Annotated in this window: 12 protein-coding genes; 1 reads left to right on the top strand and 11 read right to left on the bottom strand. The window is 68.3% G+C overall.

Going from position 1 to position 16,273, the window contains the following annotated elements; translation table 11 throughout:
- Positions 1 to 7: 7 nt before the first annotated feature.
- The 3 genes from JIM94_RS10205 to obgE all read right to left on the bottom strand — a co-directional run bounded on the left by JIM94_RS10205 (position 8) and on the right by obgE (position 3,827).
- A complete protein-coding gene (locus tag JIM94_RS10205) occupies positions 8 to 922 on the bottom strand; it encodes a D-isomer specific 2-hydroxyacid dehydrogenase family protein (RefSeq protein ID WP_200250723.1) in 915 nt (304 codons plus the stop codon).
- Positions 923 to 1,041: 119 nt separating this feature from the next.
- Entirely contained in the window at positions 1,042 to 2,187 is a 1,146-nt protein-coding gene (gene proB / locus JIM94_RS10200; RefSeq protein ID WP_200250726.1) for a glutamate 5-kinase, read from the bottom strand.
- A 125-nt stretch (positions 2,188 to 2,312) separates the two neighbouring features.
- Positions 2,313 to 3,827 carry a GTPase ObgE gene (gene obgE / locus JIM94_RS10195; protein WP_200250729.1) on the bottom strand — a complete coding sequence of 505 codons (1,515 nt, stop codon included), beginning with the start codon at positions 3,825 to 3,827 and terminating at the stop codon, positions 2,313 to 2,315.
- A gap of 240 nt (positions 3,828 to 4,067) precedes the next feature.
- Between obgE and JIM94_RS10190 the strand changes: the two genes are divergently transcribed.
- Complete coding sequence (locus JIM94_RS10190; protein ID WP_200250731.1) at positions 4,068 to 4,952, top strand: SDR family oxidoreductase; 885 nt, start codon at positions 4,068 to 4,070, stop codon at positions 4,950 to 4,952.
- Positions 4,953 to 5,135: 183 nt separating this feature from the next.
- Here the strand turns inward: JIM94_RS10190 and rpmA are convergent, their stop codons facing one another.
- The 8 genes from rpmA to JIM94_RS10150 all read right to left on the bottom strand — a co-directional run bounded on the left by rpmA (position 5,136) and on the right by JIM94_RS10150 (position 16,185).
- Positions 5,136 to 5,402, bottom strand: a complete 267-nt coding sequence (rpmA, locus tag JIM94_RS10185) for a 50S ribosomal protein L27 (protein ID WP_200250734.1) — start codon at positions 5,400 to 5,402, stop codon at positions 5,136 to 5,138.
- Between the two features lie 48 nt (positions 5,403 to 5,450).
- Positions 5,451 to 5,756: a 50S ribosomal protein L21 gene (gene rplU / locus JIM94_RS10180; RefSeq protein WP_198737741.1), complete on the bottom strand. Its 306-nt coding sequence runs from the start codon at positions 5,754 to 5,756 to the stop codon at positions 5,451 to 5,453.
- Positions 5,757 to 5,970: 214 nt separating this feature from the next.
- Positions 5,971 to 9,603, bottom strand: a complete 3,633-nt coding sequence (locus JIM94_RS10175; protein ID WP_248085976.1) for a translation initiation factor IF-2 N-terminal domain-containing protein — start codon at positions 9,601 to 9,603, stop codon at positions 5,971 to 5,973.
- Positions 9,604 to 10,455: 852 nt separating this feature from the next.
- The gene (gene ndk, locus JIM94_RS10170; RefSeq protein ID WP_200250749.1) at positions 10,456 to 10,866 is read right to left on the bottom strand and encodes a nucleoside-diphosphate kinase; all 411 of its coding nucleotides are present in this window, start codon (positions 10,864 to 10,866) and stop codon (positions 10,456 to 10,458) included.
- A gap of 48 nt (positions 10,867 to 10,914) precedes the next feature.
- Positions 10,915 to 11,436, bottom strand: coding sequence for a hypothetical protein (locus JIM94_RS10165; protein WP_200250752.1), 522 nt, complete (start codon positions 11,434 to 11,436; stop codon positions 10,915 to 10,917).
- 20 nt (positions 11,437 to 11,456) lie between these two features.
- Positions 11,457 to 11,888, bottom strand: a complete 432-nt coding sequence (locus JIM94_RS10160; RefSeq protein WP_200250754.1) for a DUF4233 domain-containing protein — start codon at positions 11,886 to 11,888, stop codon at positions 11,457 to 11,459.
- Positions 11,885 to 13,459 carry a bifunctional tetrahydrofolate synthase/dihydrofolate synthase gene (folC, locus tag JIM94_RS10155; protein WP_200250757.1) on the bottom strand — a complete coding sequence of 525 codons (1,575 nt, stop codon included), beginning with the start codon at positions 13,457 to 13,459 and terminating at the stop codon, positions 11,885 to 11,887. The genes JIM94_RS10160 and folC overlap by 4 nt, the downstream gene beginning before the upstream one ends.
- A 2-nt stretch (positions 13,460 to 13,461) precedes the next feature.
- Positions 13,462 to 16,185, bottom strand: a complete 2,724-nt coding sequence (locus JIM94_RS10150) for a valine--tRNA ligase (protein WP_200250767.1) — start codon at positions 16,183 to 16,185, stop codon at positions 13,462 to 13,464.
- Positions 16,186 to 16,273 lie beyond the last annotated feature (88 nt).

Below are 16,273 nucleotides of genomic sequence, written 5' to 3'. Positions count from 1 at the left end.
GATCCCGTCAGTACCCCCGCCCCGGATCCACCTCGGTGGGCATCCGCTCCCCCGATTCCAGGGCGTCCAGGTTCGCCAGCACCGCGTCCGGCATGAGCCGCTGCATGCTCTCCACCGTGTTCGCCGTGTGCGGTGTGATCACCACATTGTCCATCCCCCACAGCGGATGATCGTCCGGCAACGGCTCCGGATCGGTGACATCCAGCCCCGCGGCCCGGATCTTCCCCTCCCGCAGCGCCGCCACCAGGTCATCGGTGACCACCAGCGGTCCACGGCCCACGTTGACGAACACCGCCGTGTCCTTCATCAGACCCAGCGTCCGGGAATTGATCATCCCGCGGGTCTCCTCCGTCAACGGTGCCGCGAGAATCACGTGGTCAGCCCGCCGGAGGACATCCTCGGTGTGCTCCGCAGTGACGGTCTCCTCCGCTCCCTCGACGGGACGGCCCGAATTGTTCACCGCGATGACATCGCAACCGAATCCCTTCAGCATCGGGATCAGATCCCGACCGATCCCGCCGGCCCCGATCACCGCGACGGTCTCCCCGAACAACCAGCCGGTCCCCCGGTGCACCTCGGGGGCGGTGTCGAAGGACCTTTCACGCGCGACGTGCACGTGCATGTGCAGTGCGGAGAGCAGCAACGCCACCGCGGACTCGGCGACCGGGCGGCCGTACACCCCCGAAGCGTTCGCCCACCGGCGGGAATCATCGATGTATCCGGCGTCGAAGAACGCGTCGATGCCCGCCAGACACAGCTGGACGAAGCGGATGTTGTCCGGCAGGGTCTCCGGGAAGTCTCCGGGAACACCGTTGAACACGAGGAAATCGGCGTCCTCCAGTTTCTCCACGCGCTCGTGTCCACGACCGGACAACGCCTCCACCAGGCCGTCCCACTCCCGCGTCTGCATGACGTATCTCATGTGCGGCCACTCCTTCCCCGCGACCGGGCGTTCCCGGCGCGGTGTCGAATCATCTGTCGTCGATCCAACCTAGCCGCTTCACCGGGCAGCACGTGCGCGTTTCACCGGCACCGTTCGCCTCACGCCCTCGAGGCGTAGTCGGAGAGATAGTCCGCGTGCACCACGGGGCGCTGCATCCCCTCCGGGAGCTCACTCGTCTGCCTGCCGAGCATGGGTTCCAGGGTGTGGGCGTCATAGGCGACCTCACCCCGGCCGATGACCTCCCCGTCCGGCCCGACGATGTCGACGATGTCACCGGAGTGGAACTCACCGTCGATGCTCGTGATACCCACCGCGAGCAGTGAGTTCCCGCCACCGGTCACCGCACGGACCGCACCGGCGTCGATACGCAGGGTGCCGGCCGTGTCGGCGGCGTAGAGCGCCCAGAACTTCCAGGCCGAGATCCGCGTCGTCTTGGGGTGGAACACCGTTCCGATGTCACCGGTGTCGAGAGCGGCACCGATCTGCGCCGCCGAGGTCAGCAGCACGGGGACACCGCACCGGGACGCCAGCCGTGCCGCGGACACCTTCGACGCCATCCCGCCGGTGCCGACACGGCCCCCGTCGCCCGCGATCACGTCCCGCAGATCACCTCCGTCCCGGATCTCACCGATGAACCGTGCCTCCGGGTCGATGGGGTTCCGGTCGTACAGGCCGTCCACGTCGGACAGCAGGTAGAGCGCCTCCGCACCGGCGAGGTGCGCGACGATCGCCGCCAACCGGTCATTGTCCCCGAACCGCATCTCCGAGTGGGCGACGGTGTCGTTCTCGTTCACGATCGGCGTCACCCCGAGCAGACGGAGCTTGTCCAGGGTCCGTTGCACGTTCCGGGTCCGGTCCCGACGCCCCGCGTCGGAGGCGGTGAGCAGGACCTGCGCGGTGGTGCGCCCGTAGCGGGCGAAGGAGCGGCCCCACTCGTGCGCGAGATACACCTGCCCGACGGCGGCGACCGCCTGCTTGCCCGCGAGATCGGTGGGGCGCTCGGTCATGTTCAACGGGCCCATCCCGGACGCCACCGCACCCGAGGACACGATGATGACATGGGTCCCCGCGCCCTGGCGGGCCTGCACCGCGTCGACGATGCGGTCGATCGCCGTCGGGTCCACCCGGTTGTCCGGCCCGGTGAGCGACGATGATCCGATCTTCACCACCACACGTCGCGCGGCGGTGATCCGGGCCCGCAGTGCGGTCTCGGCATCGGAGCGGGAGGAGGAAACGGGAGTCATGCAGGACAGTCTAGGGCCCGCAGCCGCCGACACCGGACGCCCGCCCCCGTTCCGGTAGCGGAACTCCGGTGGGGGCGGGCGTCACGGGTGGTGGGCGGTGAGCGGACGACGGCGAGGACGGAGGGTCAGCCCTGCCAGCGCTCCCGGTCGGCTTCCTCCCCGTCGCCGAAGTCGAGCTCGTCGATCAGGCCACGACGCACCTGGGAGGCGCGCTTGCGCTCCGCGGCGGAGACACGGCCCGTCTGCTCCAGACGACCGTCCGTCCCCCGGCCGGTCGGGGTCAGATCCACACCGGCGGCGGTCATCGGCTCCCACTCGAAGGACAGGTCACCGATCGTGACCGTGCAGCCGGCCTTCGCGCCGGCCTTGTAAAGGGCGTCCTCGACACCGAGCTTCGCCAACCGGTCACCGAGGAAGCCGACGGCCTCGTCGTTCTCGAAATCGGTCTGCCGGATCCAGCGCTCCGGTTTCTCGCCGCGAACGAGGAAGGCCCCCTCCTCCGAGGGGTCGGCCTCGATGACGAAGTCCCGGGTACGACCCTTCGCGTCGACGGCCTGGGGCCGCACGATGGTCCGCACATCGGACTCGGCGACGGGGTTCTCCCGGCGGTGGGTCTCCACCATCTCCATCAGTTTGTACTTCAGCGGCTCGAGGCCCTTCTGCGCCACGGCGGAGATGATGAAGACGGGCCAGCCGAACTGCTCCACCAGGTCCTCTCTGACGAACTCCGCGAGTTCCTCCGCCTCCGGGATGTCGGCCTTGTTGAGGATGATGATGCGGGGACGGTCCTTCAGGTCCCCGAGGCCGGTGTCCCTGTCGAGGGCGGACTCGTAGGCCGCGAGTTCCCCTTCGAGCGCCTCGATGTCACTGGCCGGGTCACGGCCCGGTTCCAGGGTCGCGGCGTCGACGACGTGCGCGAGCACCGCCGTACGCTCGATGTGCCGGAGGAAGTCCAGGCCGAGCCCCTTACCCGTCGACGCCCCGGGGATCAGACCCGGCACGTCGGCGATGGTGAAGGTGCCGTTCCCGACGTTCACCACACCCAGATTCGGACGCAACGTGGTGAAGGGGTAGTCCGCGATCTTCGGCTTCGCGGCGCTGAGCACGCTGACCAGTGACGATTTACCGGCCGACGGGAAACCGACGAGCCCGACGTCGGCCATCGACTTCAGTTCCAGAATGACGTCGTGCTCCTCACCGGGCTCGCCCTTCAGGGCGAAACCGGGGGCCTTGCGGGCACGGGAAGCCAGCGCCGCGTTGCCAAGCCCGCCGTGACCGCCCTGGGCCGCGACGTAGCGCATCCCGTTCGAGGTGAGGTCGGCCATGACCTCACCCGCCTCGTCGAGGACGACGGTGCCTGCGGGGACCTCGAGGACGAGATCCTCCCCCCGGGCACCGTTGCGGTGGTCACCGGCGCCGTTGCCGCCGCGGGACGCCTTGATGTGCGGCCGGAAGTGGAAGTCGAGGAGGGTGTGCACCTGGGGTGACACCTCGAGGATGATGTCCCCGCCGTGCCCGCCGTTGCCGCCGTCGGGGCCGCCGAGGGGCTTGAACTTCTCACGGTGGACGGAGGCGCAGCCGTTCCCGCCGTCGCCGGCGGACAGATGCAGGACCACGCGGTCCACGAAACGGTTGCTCATAACGTTGAAAGGCTTTCTTGTTGAAGAAAAATGCTCCCTCCAACCTACCGAACACGCGACTCAGGGCCTACTCCCGTCCGCTTCCCGCCGCCCCGGGCCACCGCCGTGAGGACCGCGACATCCGGGGGCACGCCGACCACGCCACCACTGACCGCCGACACAGCCGGCCGCCGCCCGGGGCCGGGCCGGTCGAACGGCAGGTTCCCCTACACTCGGGAGGATGCAGATCAGGTACCCGGCATGAGTCCCGTCTCCGACCGCCCGGTCACCGTCGTCGGAGCGACGGGGTACCTGGGGCGGTATCTCGTCGCCGAGCTGGACGCCCGTGGACACCGTGTCCGCGCCGTGGTCCGTGACCCCGGGCGTGCCCGTCAACCGGGACCGTACGGCGCTCCCCCGCTGATCGGGGCGCACACGGAGCTGGTCCGCGCGGACGTCACCGAACCGGGTCGGATCACGGGTCTTCTCGTGGGTTCGGGGCGGGTGTTCTCCGCACTCGGGGTGACCCGCCAGAAGGCGAGCCCCTGGGACGTCGATTTTCTGGCGAACCTCGCGGTTCTGCGTGAGGCTGAGCGTACCGGGGTGGAGTCGATGCTCTATGTCGGAGCGATCGGCATGGAACACGGTACGTCCCTGGTGGCACGGTCGAAGACGGCCTTCGCTGCGGCGTTGGAGTCGTCTCCGGTCCCGGGGTGGATCGTCAACCCGTCCGCGTACTTCTCGGACATGTCCTCCACGGTGGACCTCGCCCGGAGGGGTGTGCTCCTTCTTCCCCCTGATCCCGGGATCCGGTTGAATCCGATCCACGGGGCGGACCTCGCGGCGTTCTGCGCGGATCTGTCCGAGGGGCCGACGGGCCCCGGGACCGGCCGGGTCGAGGTCGGTGGCCCCGATGTGTTGACCGCGCGGGAGGTCGTGCGGATCGCGGCTGATGCGGCCGGAACCGATCCGTGTACGTTGCGGATACCCCGGCGGCTACTTGACGGCATGGTCTGGACGGCAGGCCGGGTCAGTGACCGTCACGGAAACCTGGCCCGGTTCTTCGCCGAGTCGATGACCCGTGACGCGGTCGGCCGGTGCACGGGCACCCGGCACCTGGCCGACTGGTTCGCGGACCTCACCTGATCCGCGAAGCGGGCGGGACAGGGAGGGTCGGGGGACCGGGTTGGGCAGCGGCTCCCGCCGCATCCGTTTTCCCCGCAGCGGGTCGCGGAGACAGGCGGTGCGGGCACGCGAAAACGGCGCCGGACTCCCCTCCGGGAGTTCGGCGCCGTTCAGGCAGCTTCGTGGAGAAGTGAACCGGGGGTCCTAGACCGCGGCCGGAACTTCCTCGACGATGTTGATCATGCGACGGTTGCGCTTGGTGGAGAACTGCACGGAGCCCGCCTTCAGAGCGAACAGCGTGTCGTCTCCGCCACGGCCGACGTTCTCACCGGGGTGGAACGAGGTACCGCGCTGACGGATCAGGATCTCGCCGGCCTTGACCTGCTGGCCACCGAAACGCTTGACGCCGAGACGCTTTGACTCGGAATCGCGACCGTTGCTGGAGCTGGAAGCACCCTTCTTATGTGCCATTGTCTGTCTCCCTCCTTCAAAGGAAAAGATCGATGAAAGCCGGCAGGCTTACTTGATGCCGGTGACCTTGATGACGGTCAGCGGCTGACGATGGCCCTGACGCTTCTTGTATCCGGTCTTGTTCTTGTACTTGAGAATTCGGATCTTCGGGCCCTTGGCGTGCTCGACGATCTCTGCGTTGACGCTCACCTTGGCGAGCTGGTCAGCGGCGGTGGTTACTTCGGCGCCGTCGACGAGCAGAACCGGGGTGAGAGCCACGGACGAACCCGGCTCACCCTCGATCTTCTCGACCTTGACGAGGTCACCTTCGGCAACCTTGTACTGCTTGCCGCCGGTCTTGACGATCGCATACATAGGAGGGCTACCCCTTTTTCTAAAAACTCGGATGAGTGCGCCACCGGTGAAGCAGCAGCACTTTCAATGGACTGTGTTGAACACTTGCGTACCAGACCCCACGGCCCGTCCGGTGAAGAAACGGGCCGTGCGACCGGCGGATAGTGCACGCCGATACGGTCTGGAACAGCGACTGTCAAAGACTACCGCCCCGGACGGGTAAAAGACAAACCCACTACCTCTTTCCGGGAACTTTGCGGACGACACGCCGGCGACCTCGTTGTCCCCGCTTCGGTTTGTCGGCTGTGGAGCTGTCCACCGCAGGTGACCCCTGGCCGGAGCCCGCCTCCGCAGCTTCGTCGGGGGCACCCGCGTCCGGGGTCCGGTCGTCGGCCGCGGCCGGTGCGGCGATGCGTCGGACGATCCGGCGGCGGCCGCGACGCAGTTTCTTCACCTGCACGCCGCCCGCACCCGAAGCTCCGGAGGTCTCCTCTGCCGGAGTTTCCGTTTCTCCCGTTGTCCCGGCATCGGCGGTGGCCTCGTCCCTGGCCTCGGCGATCTGCTTCTTCGTCAGACGCTTGGTGACCCTCCTGCGTCCCCGGCGTCCCGGTGCCGGCTCCGCGGAGTCGGTGGAGTCCGGTTTCCGTCGGGATCCCTCGGCCGGGGCGGAGGTGGAGACGGAGTTCCCCTCCGTACCGGCGGAGCCGTCGGTCGACCCGTCGGCGTCGGTGTCACCGGTGGAAGCGGTGGCGTCGGTGGAGTCGGCCACGGGCCGGGCGTTGCCGCTGCCGCGGCGGCCACCGCGCCGTGCGCGACGTGCGGCGGAAGCGGACTGTTCCGTCGTGGTGTCCCCGGTGTCATCCCGGTCCACTTCCTCGATGTCCTCGTCGGCCAGTGGGCCGGACATGTAGTCGGAGCGCTTCGGCGGATGGTCGGAGACGGAGTTTCCGCGGGTCCTCCGCTTCCGGCGCGGGGACGCCTCGAATGCCTCGAGGGCCTCCCGGTAGCTGTCGGCGGGGAGGTAGTCGGCGCCCGACGGCTCGTCCGGGTCCTCCGCTCCGGCGAGGGCGACGGCGGCCGCCGCGATGGATTCGACGCTGTTCGTCTCCTCCCCGTTCCGACGTCGGTCCGCTCCGGCGGTGTCCCGGGGGCCGTCGTTCCGGTCGTCCCGGGTGTCGGGACGCTCATCCGTCGTGTTGTCCGGGGTGCGGGCGCTGCGACGACGGCCGCGTGCGTTGCGGCGGGACCGGGTCTCCCCACGGTCGTCGCCGTCACCGCGATCGTCCACCCCGGTGGAGCGGGTGTCCGCGTCTGCGGTGCCGTGTGCGTCATCCGTTGATGCCGCGGAGGTGTCGTCCTCCGCCCCGCCGGTGTTCGGGGTGGTGTCGCCGGCGGAACCGGTGCGGCGTCCACCCCGACGTCCACGGCGGGACGCCCCGGACCGGCCGCTGCGGCGCGCGGACTTTCCGTCGGTGTTCTCCTCCTCTTCCGTGGCTGCGACGACGGCGTCGGCGAGCTCCTCGATGGACGGTGTCTCGTCGGAGTGGTCGTCGCGGTTGTCCGCCCGGGTTTCCTCCCCGCGGTCCGTGTCACTGTTCGACGCTCCGGCAGCGGGGCGCCGTCCGGACTGATCGTCGGAATCGGCGGCACCCCTGCGCCCCCGGCGGGAACGCGGCGGTTCCTCCTCGTGTTCGACCGGGTCCGCGTGGACGACGATGCCCCGCCCGTCGCAGGTCTCGCATTCGGTGGAGAAGGTCTCCAACAGACCCGTACCGAGTTTCTTGCGGGTCATCTGGACGAGGCCGAGGGAGGTGACCTCGCTGACCTGGTGGCGGGTCCGGTCGCGTCCGAGCGCCTCGGTGAGACGGCGCAGCACCAGATCCTGGTTCTCCGGCAGGACCATGTCGATGAAGTCGACGACGATCATGCCGCCCATGTCCCGCAGCCGCATCTGTCGGACGATCTCCTCGGCCGCCTCCAGGTTGTTCCTGGTGACGGTCTCCTCGAGGTTGCCTCCGGAGCCGGTGAACTTACCCGTGTTGACGTCGATGACGGTCATCGCCTCGGTGCGGTCGATGACCAGGGACCCGCCTGACGGCAGCCACACCTTGCGACTCAGTGCCTTCTGCAACTGCTCGTCGATGCGGTAGTGCTCGAACACGTCGACGCCACCGTTGGCGTTCGCGTCGTAGCGTTCCATGCGCTCCTCGAGATCGGGTGCGACGGAGCGGATGTAGGCGTTGACGGTGTTCCAGGACCTGTTGCCCTCGACGACGAGGGCGTCGAAGTCCTCGTTGAACAGGTCGCGGACGACCTTGACCAGCATGTCCGGCTCCTCGTAGAGGGTCACCGGCTTCGATCCCCTGGACTTCTTCTCCTGGCTGACCTTCTCCTGGATGTCCTCCCAGAGTGAGTGCAGGCGGTTGACGTCGGCGGCGATCTCCTTCTCGTGGACACCTTCGGCTGCGGTGCGGATGATCGCTCCACCACTGGCGGGGACGACCTCCTTGAGGATCGCCTTCAGGCGCTTGCGCTCACTCTCGGGGAGCTTCCGGGAGATGCCTGCGCTGCGACCGCCGGGCACGTAGACGAGGAACCGTCCGGCGAGTGAGATCTGTGTGGTCAGTCGGGCACCCTTGTGCCCGACCGGGTCCTTGGTGATCTGCACGAGCACCTGGTCGCCGGAGTGCAGGGCGTGCTCGATGCGGCGCGAACGGCCGCCGAGGCCGGCGGACTTCCAGTCCACTTCACCGGCGTAGAGCACACCGTTGCGCCCCTTGCCGATGTCGATGAAAGCGGCCTCCATGGAGGGCAGGACGTTCTGGACGCGGCCGAGGTAGATGTTGCCCACCATCGACGACTGGGTCTCCGAGGTGACGAAGTGCTCGACCAGCAGGTCATCCTCCAGGACACCGACCTGGGTGACGGAACCGGGGTGATCGGTGCGGGCCTTCTCCCGCACGACCATCGTGCGTTCGACGGACTCACGGCGGGCGAGGAACTCCGCCTCGGAGACGACGTGCCGCTTCTTGCGGCCCTCCTCGCGCAGTTCGGTCCGGCGGCGGCGCTGCGCCTCGAGACGGGTGGATCCCTTCAGGGCCACGGGTTCATCGGGCAGTTCGGCCGCGTCCGCGTCGTCGGTGTCCTTCGACGTGCCGTGCTGCCGGTCATTGCCGTGGTCGTTGTCCTCCGCGCCACGGCCGCGGCCCTTGCCGCGTCGGCCACGGCGCTTGCGTCGGGCACCGTTGTCGGGGTTGTCGTCGGAGTCGTCCCCGTCCTCACCGTCGTGACCGTCCGCGTCGGCGACGTCTCCGGCGCCACCGGTGGCGTCCTCCACGGTGGTGGAGGTGGGGGCGAGGAACACGGGGGCGATGAAGGCGGGTGCGTCCGGTGCCGGGGTGACTGCGGGGACGACGTCCTCGAGAAGTTCGGAGTCCCGTTCCTCCAGGACGGCTTCCCCGATGTCGAAACCGGAGTCGGGGTCGGAGCCACGGGCGGAATCCCGGTCGTGGTCGACATCGGCGAGTTCGCGGTCGACTTTCTCCTCGATCTGGTGGATCTCGTTGGCGACGTTCTTCTCGACCCTGACCCTGATCTTCTCCACGGGTTCGCCACCGGGGGTTTCGGGGGCGTCCTCCGCGGGCACCGCGAGGACGTCGAGGAGCCGGTTCGCCTCCTCGGTGCTCAGCGAGGACTGTGCGACCTTGACCAGTCCCATCTTGTCCAGGGTGAGGATGAGGTCCTTGGACGTGGTGGCGAGCAGCTTGGCCAGGACGTGCACCCTGGTTTTCGCGCCCAGTTTCGAGCGGTCGAACTCGGCGGCGAGACGCGCGGTCGCGTCAGCGGGGATCTCCGCCGCAGCCGCGATCTCCGCGGCCGGTGCCGGGGTCGTGTCAGTTGTACGGCCCGCACGACGACGCGACGTCTTCTTCGGCTTCTTCGGCGCCGCGGAAACAGTGGAGTTCTCCGCCGCGTCCGTGTCGCCTGTCGTGGACGGTGCCGCCGGGGCGGTGGCGGCGGACGTCTTCCTCCGGTTCGCGGTGGAGGAAGACGCTCCGGTCTTCTTCCCCGTGGTGGTCTTCTTCGCGGTGGTTTTCCGGGTGGTGCGCTTCTTCGCCGGGGCTTTCTTCGCTTCGGACACCGCCCCGGTTTCCGGGGTCGTGTCCCCGGTGGTCGGGGTGGCGGCGGCCTTCCGGGTGGTGGTGCGTGTGCGCTTCTTCGCCGGTGCGTCACCGGTGCCGACGGATTCCTCCGTGGCTTTCGCGGGTGCCGTCTTCCTCGTTGTCCGCTTCGCGGTCCGGCGGGTCTTCTTCGGTTCTGTACCGGTGGTGTCAGCCACGGGGTCTCCTCTTGTCGCGACTTCCCCGGGCGCTGGCAGGACAAGTGGGTCTTCTCTTCTACTTCTCGTCTCGTGTCCCTGCCGCCGCCGCGCGGGGTGAAAAAGTCTTTAGTTGTCGTGTGCTCGATCAGAAAGTGTGTCTTCCACGGCTCCCGCTGCGTTCCAGCGATACCCGGTGACGGGCGCGAACGAGAAAGGCGGAGCCGACCCCCATTGTCGCACACATCCGACCCCCGTCCCCGCATTGAGCGCAACCCGACGGCGGCACCTCGCCCGACCTGCGCGTCACTCCCGCATGACCCCCGTACCCCACCCCCGGACGGAGACCACGAAAAACCGCCCTCCCCCACTGCAGGGTGGGGGAGGGCGGTCGGAGACGGATCAGAGGTTCGGGAACCAGATGCCGATCTCGCGCTCGGCGGACTCCGGGGAATCGGAGCCGTGGACGACGTTGGTGGCGACATCCAGGGCGAGGTCACCGCGGATGGTGCCGGGGGTGGCCTTGGACACCGGGTCGGTGCCACCGGCGAGCTGACGCCACGCGTCGATCGCACGGGGGCCCTCGACGACGCCGGCGACCAGCGGAGCGGACGTGATGAAATCGACGAGCTCGCCGAAGAAGGGCTTGTCGGAGTGCTCGGCGTAGTGCTTTTCCGCGGTCTCACGGTCGGTGACACGGAGATCCATGGCGACGAGCTTGAGGCCCTTGCGCTCGATGCGGTTGATGATGTCGCCGACGAGGCCGCGCTCGACGCCGTCCGGCTTGATCAGGATGAGGGTACGTTCAGTCATGCCGCGAATTCTACAGAAGTGGGACGGGACCGACGTACGGCAGGGGTGTCAGAGTTCCCGGACCACGCGTGCGGCATCGGTGACGGTCAACTGGGGGACCTTCGTGCGGAGCGTCTTCACGGCCGAGGGGACGTCCCCGCCGTCTCGGACACGGATGATCTCCCGGTAGTCGGCGGTCAGCAGCCCGAGCTGATCGGTCTCCTCACCTGCGGCACCTTTCCCCGGCGCGGCGGGCAGGGAATCGACGATCGCCTCCGAGGTCTTCAGGTTCGGCCACGGTGGGGCGTTGCGGAACACGGCGAGCGCGGGGTTCCGCCGCCCCTCCCCCTTCAGCTGTATCGCCCGATCGCGGAGGGAGGGATCGAGTGGACGGCGGACGGCGTCCGCTGCGGCGGCGGATTCCCGGCGGCGGCGCCATGCCTCCAGTGCGCCCATGACCCCGGCGCAGGTGACGAAGACGGCCACACCACCCAACCGGTGACCGTCCAACAGGAGGTAACCGCCCCACAGGCAGCCGATACCGAACACGAAATAGAGGACGCCGATCAGGCGCCGTACGGACAAACTCATACGGACAGTCTATGCCCCGTTCACGTGTGCTGGGTGACCAGGAGTCCCCGCCGCATCCGCTCGACGAGAACCTTGCGCAGATGCATGATGTAGAGCCAGACGGCGACGAAGATCAGCGCCATGACACCCATCGAGTAGTGCACGAAGAAACCGGCGACCGCGGCGATCTGGAGCACCCAGTTGACCGCCATCGCCCAGGGGCGTTTCTGCATGAACGCCACGATGAACATGGCAACACCGATGACCGTGACATACACCCAGTTGAACGTGGTCCAGTGGGCCCCACCGTCCACCCGCGCGATCACGGTCAGGACGAGAAGCAGCGAGATCGACTCCATGACCAGGGTGCCCGCCATGACACCGCGCAGGCCCTTCATGGGGTCCTTGGCCGGGGCGTGCCCGGGCCCGAGCGGACCGTACTCGATCTCTTCGTTCTTCCTCTCCTCCGTCATGACGGTTCCTTTCCGAACAGTGTGCGGGCCTCGCCGGCGGTGACCACCGAACCGGTGATCAGGACACCGGATCCGGAGACCGCTTCACCGGGTGCGTCGGTCTCCTCGGCGAGTGCCACGGCGGTCTCCACCGCACCGGGCAGGGTCTCGTCGACGTGGACGCGTTCCTCACCGAAGATCTCCCGGGCGTGGTCGGCCAGTTCGTGGCAGTCGAGTGCCCGGGGCGACGTGGACTGCGTGCACACGACCTCACTGACGTGGGGCTCGAGTGCGGTGAGGATGCCCCGGGCATCCTTGTCCCCGAAACAGCCGAGGACCGCGATGAGTCGACGGAAGTCGAAGTCCCGGTCGAGTGCCTCTCCGAGCGCCTTCGCCCCGTGGGGGTTGTGGGTCGCGTCGACGAACACCGTCGGGGTGGACCGGACGCGTTCCAGTCTGCCCGGGGATGCGACGGTACCGAATCCCTCACGGACGGTGTCCCGGTCGAGTTGGCGCCCGGCGCCGGCGCCGAAGAAGGCCTCCACCGCGGCGAGTGCGCAGGCGGCGTTGCGGGCCTGGTGTGCGCCGGACAGCGGCAGGAAGATGTCGTCGTAGTCGCCGCCGAGACCGCGCAGAACGAGCTGCTGTCCGCCGACGGCGACGGTGGATTCGACGACACCGAACTCGACGCCCTCGCGGGCGACGGCGGCGTCGGTCTCCACGGCGCGTTCGAGGACGACCTTCAGCGCCTCGGGGTTCTGTTCCGCGACGACGGCGATGTTCTCCCGTGGGGAGAGAACGTCGTCCTCGTCGACGGTGCGGGGCTTGATGATGCCGGCCTTCTCCCCGGCGATCTCGGTGAGGGTCTCCCCCAGGTAGTCGGTGTGGTCGAGGCCGATCGGGGTGATCACCGCGACGTCGGACTCGATGACGTTCGTCGCGTCCCAGGTGCCGCCCATGCCCGTCTCCACGACGGCGACGTCGACGGGGGCGTCGGCGAACGCGGCGTAGGCCATGGCGGTGAGGACCTCGAACTTGCTCATCTGCGGCCCTCCCTCCCGTTTCGACGCGGCGTCGACGATCTCCACGTAGGGCTTGATCTCGCGCCACAGGGCGCAGTACCGGCGCGGGTGTACGGGGACGCCGTCGACCGCGATGCGCTCGGTGACGAGTTGGAGGTGCGGGCTGGTGGTGCGCCCGGTCCGGCGGTGGAAGGCGCGCAGCAGGGACTCGATCATCCGGACCACCGAGGTCTTGCCGTTCGTCCCGGCGACCTGGATCGCGGTGACACTCCGCTCGGGGTTGCCCAGCAGATCCATCAGCCGGGTCATCCGGTCGAGGGTGGGGTCGATCTTCGTCTCCGGCCAGCGCAGGTCGAGTTCGGCCTCGACCTGCGCGAGGTCTGCTAGGTCCTCCGGGGTGATCGTGTCGTCCGCGGGCGGGTTCGTCGGGGCGTGGACGTCGATGGGCAGGACGAGGCCCGCCTCGTCGACGCCGAGCTCCCCGGCGCGGGCTGCGGCGGCGTCCGCCGGGGTGTCCCGGGGGCGTCCCCCCTCGAAGCCGGAACCGGTGGGGTCGATGGTGTCGGACATGTCTAGCCGAGCTCCTTCAACCGGAGGGTGATGCGTTCGACTTCCTCGGCGGCGATGCGCTGGCGTTCGCGGATCTTGTCCACGACGGCCGCCGGGGCCTTCGCCAGGAAACTCTCGTTGCCGAGCTTCTTTCCGGTGGTCTCGATTTCCTTCCGCGCGGTGGCCAGGTCCTTGTCGAGGCGCTTGCGTTCGGCGGCGACGTCCACGGTCCCGGAGGTGTCGAGTTCCACGGTGATGGTGGCCTGTGACAGACGGACCTCGAGGGACGCGGAGGGCGTGAAATCGGCGTCGGGTTCCTCGACGCGCACGAGGGAACGCACCGCGGGGACCAGGGTCTCGAGGTCGGCGGCGGTGAAGTCGATGCGTGCCGGGACCTTCTGGGAGGGTTTGAGCCCCTGGTCCGAGCGGAAGCGACGGATCTCGGTGACGAGCTTCTCGACGTCCGCGATGCGGCGCGCCGCGGTCTCGTCGATGGGTTCGCCGTCGGTGGTGTCGGCTGCGGTCGGCCAGTCGGCGACGACGAGGGATTCTCCGTCGGTGAGCGCCTTCCAGAGGGTTTCCGTGACGAAGGGGATCGACGGGTGCAGCAGCCGCAGCACGACATCGAGGACGGTACCGAGGACGAGCTGTGTGTTCCGTCCTCTGGCGGCGTCATCCTCCGGGGCCGCGGTGAGGTCACGGGGGATCTGGACCTTCGCGATCTCCAGGTACCAGTCGCACAGTTCACCCCAGGCGAACTGGTACAGCGCCTCGTTGGCCTTGGCGAACTGGTAGCTGTCCAGGTTGCGGTCCACGTCGGCGCGGACCTGTTCGAGACGGTCGAGGATCCAGCGGTCGGCGTCGGTGAGTTCCGCACGCGGCGGGAGTTCCCCGACCCGGGCACCGTTCATCAGGGCGAAGCGGGTCGCGTTGAACAGTTTCGTGGCGAAGTTGCGGGACGACTGGGCGGAGTCCTCGCCGATGGGCAGGTCGGTGCCCGGGTTCGCGCCGCGTGCGAGGGTGAAGCGCAGGGCGTCGGCGCCGAAACGCTCGACCCAGTCCATCGGGTCGATGCCGTTGCCGAGGGACTTGCTCATCTTCCGGCCCTTCTCGTCACGGACGAGTCCGTGCAGGAAGAGGTCGGTGAACGGAACCTGGGGTCGGCCACCGTCGGCGGTGACCAGGTCACTGTCGTCGAGGGTGGCGGCGAAGGTGGCGAACATCATCATCCGGGCGACCCAGAAGAAGAGGATGTCGTAGCCGGTGACCAGCACGGAGGTCGGGTAGAACTTCTTCAGTTCCGGAGTGGCGTCCGGCCAGCCCATCGTGGAGAACGGCCACAGAGCGGAGGAGAACCAGGTGTCGAGGACGTCCGGGTCCTGCACGTAGCCCTCGGGCGCGGTCTCGTCGGGACCGACGCAGATGACGTCACCGTCGGGGCCGTACCAGATCGGGATCCGGTGGCCCCACCACAGCTGGCGGGAGATGCACCAGTCGTGCATGTCGTCGACCCAGTCGAAGTAGCGGGGTTCCTGCCCAACCGGGTGGATCGTGGTGTCGTGCTCACGCACCGCGTCACCGGCCATCTCGGCGAGCTTGTCGACCTTGACGAACCACTGCTCGGACAGGCGCGGCTCCACGGGTTCACCGGAGCGCTCCGAGTGCCCGACGGAGTGGACGTAGGGGCGCTTCTCGGCGACGATCCGGCCCTGCGCGGCGAGAGCCTCGCGGATCTTCACCCGCGCCTCGGCGCGGTCCAGACCGTCGAACTCGGTTCCGGTTCCCGTGATGTGGCCGGTGTCGTCCATGATGTCCGGCATCGGCAGGTCGTGGCGGAGCCCGAGTGCGTAGTCGTTGGGGTCGTGTGCCGGGGTGATCTTCACCGCGCCGGTACCGAACTCGGGGTCGACGTAGTCGTCGGCGACGATCACCAGCTCCCGGTCGGGCAGGAACGGGTGGGGCAGGGTCTCGCCCACCAGATCGGCGTAGCGTTCATCATCCGGGTGCACGGCGACGGCGACGTCACCGAGCATCGTCTCCACACGGGTGGTGGCGACGATGACGTGCGGCTCGGAGTCGTCGAGTGACCCGTAGCGGATCGAGACCAGTTCGCCCTCGACGTCCTTGTGGACGACCTCGATGTCACTGACCGCGGTCTGGAGGACCGGGGACCAGTTGACCAGTCTGTGCGCGCGGTAGATCATGCCCCGGTCGTAGAGGTTCTTGAAGATGGTCTGCACCGCACGGGACAGTCCCTCGTCGAGGGTGAACCGTTCCCTGGACCAGTCGACGGAGTCACCGATGGCACGCATCTGGGAGCCGATCACGCCACCGTAGCGGGACTTCCACTCCCAGACCTTCTCGACGAACTCGTCCCGACCGTAGTCGTGGCGGTCCCTCCCCTCGGTCTCCTTGAGGTGGGCCTCCACCTTGGTCTGGGTCGCGATTCCGGCGTGGTCCATGCCGGGGAGCCACAGCACCTCGTAACCCTGCATGCGTTTACGTCGCGCGAGAGCGTCCATCAGGGTGTGGTCGAGGGCGTGGCCCATGTGCAACTGCCCCGTGACGTTCGGCGGCGGCAGAACGATGGAGAATCCCGGTTTCGGTGAATCGGCGTCGGCGGTGAAGTAGCCGGCGTTCACCCAACCCCTGTACAGCTCAGCCTCGACCGTTTTCGGGTCCCAGCTCTTCGGAAGCCTGTCGGCGCGGTTGTCCTGGTTCTCATTCTGTGAAGTCACACCGCCCATCTTAGAGGGTGCGGACCCTTCACCTCTCAGCAGGCCGACGCCCCGCCCACCCCGGTTGACCGGGTGGGCGGGGCGTCGGAGCGGACAG

It is taken from the genome of Corynebacterium pygosceleis (assembly GCF_016595275.2).
Taxonomy (GTDB): Bacteria; Actinomycetota; Actinomycetes; order Mycobacteriales; family Mycobacteriaceae; genus Corynebacterium; species Corynebacterium pygosceleis.
This window is presented reverse-complemented; position numbering and strand designations above follow the sequence as displayed.

What these genes read in the sequence shown, in the direction of transcription:
- JIM94_RS10205 (WP_200250723.1), bottom strand. Translation starts at nt 922, where the DNA reads ATGAGATACGTCATGCAGACGCGGGAGTGGGACGGCCTGGTGGAGGCG.
- proB (WP_200250726.1), bottom strand. Translation starts at nt 2,187, where the DNA reads ATGACTCCCGTTTCCTCCTCCCGCTCCGATGCCGAGACCGCACTGCGG.
- obgE (WP_200250729.1), bottom strand. Translation starts at nt 3,827, where the DNA reads ATGAGCAACCGTTTCGTGGACCGCGTGGTCCTGCATCTGTCCGCCGGC.
- JIM94_RS10190 (WP_200250731.1), top strand. Translation starts at nt 4,068, where the DNA reads ATGAGTCCCGTCTCCGACCGCCCGGTCACCGTCGTCGGAGCGACGGGG.
- rpmA (WP_200250734.1), bottom strand. Translation starts at nt 5,402, where the DNA reads ATGGCACATAAGAAGGGTGCTTCCAGCTCCAGCAACGGTCGCGATTCC.
- rplU (WP_198737741.1), bottom strand. Translation starts at nt 5,756, where the DNA reads ATGTATGCGATCGTCAAGACCGGCGGCAAGCAGTACAAGGTTGCCGAA.
- ndk (WP_200250749.1), bottom strand. Translation starts at nt 10,866, where the DNA reads ATGACTGAACGTACCCTCATCCTGATCAAGCCGGACGGCGTCGAGCGC.
- JIM94_RS10165 (WP_200250752.1), bottom strand. Translation starts at nt 11,436, where the DNA reads ATGAGTTTGTCCGTACGGCGCCTGATCGGCGTCCTCTATTTCGTGTTC.
- JIM94_RS10160 (WP_200250754.1), bottom strand. Translation starts at nt 11,888, where the DNA reads ATGACGGAGGAGAGGAAGAACGAAGAGATCGAGTACGGTCCGCTCGGG.
- folC (WP_200250757.1), bottom strand. Translation starts at nt 13,459, where the DNA reads ATGTCCGACACCATCGACCCCACCGGTTCCGGCTTCGAGGGGGGACGC.
- JIM94_RS10150 (WP_200250767.1), bottom strand. Translation starts at nt 16,185, where the DNA reads ATGGGCGGTGTGACTTCACAGAATGAGAACCAGGACAACCGCGCCGAC.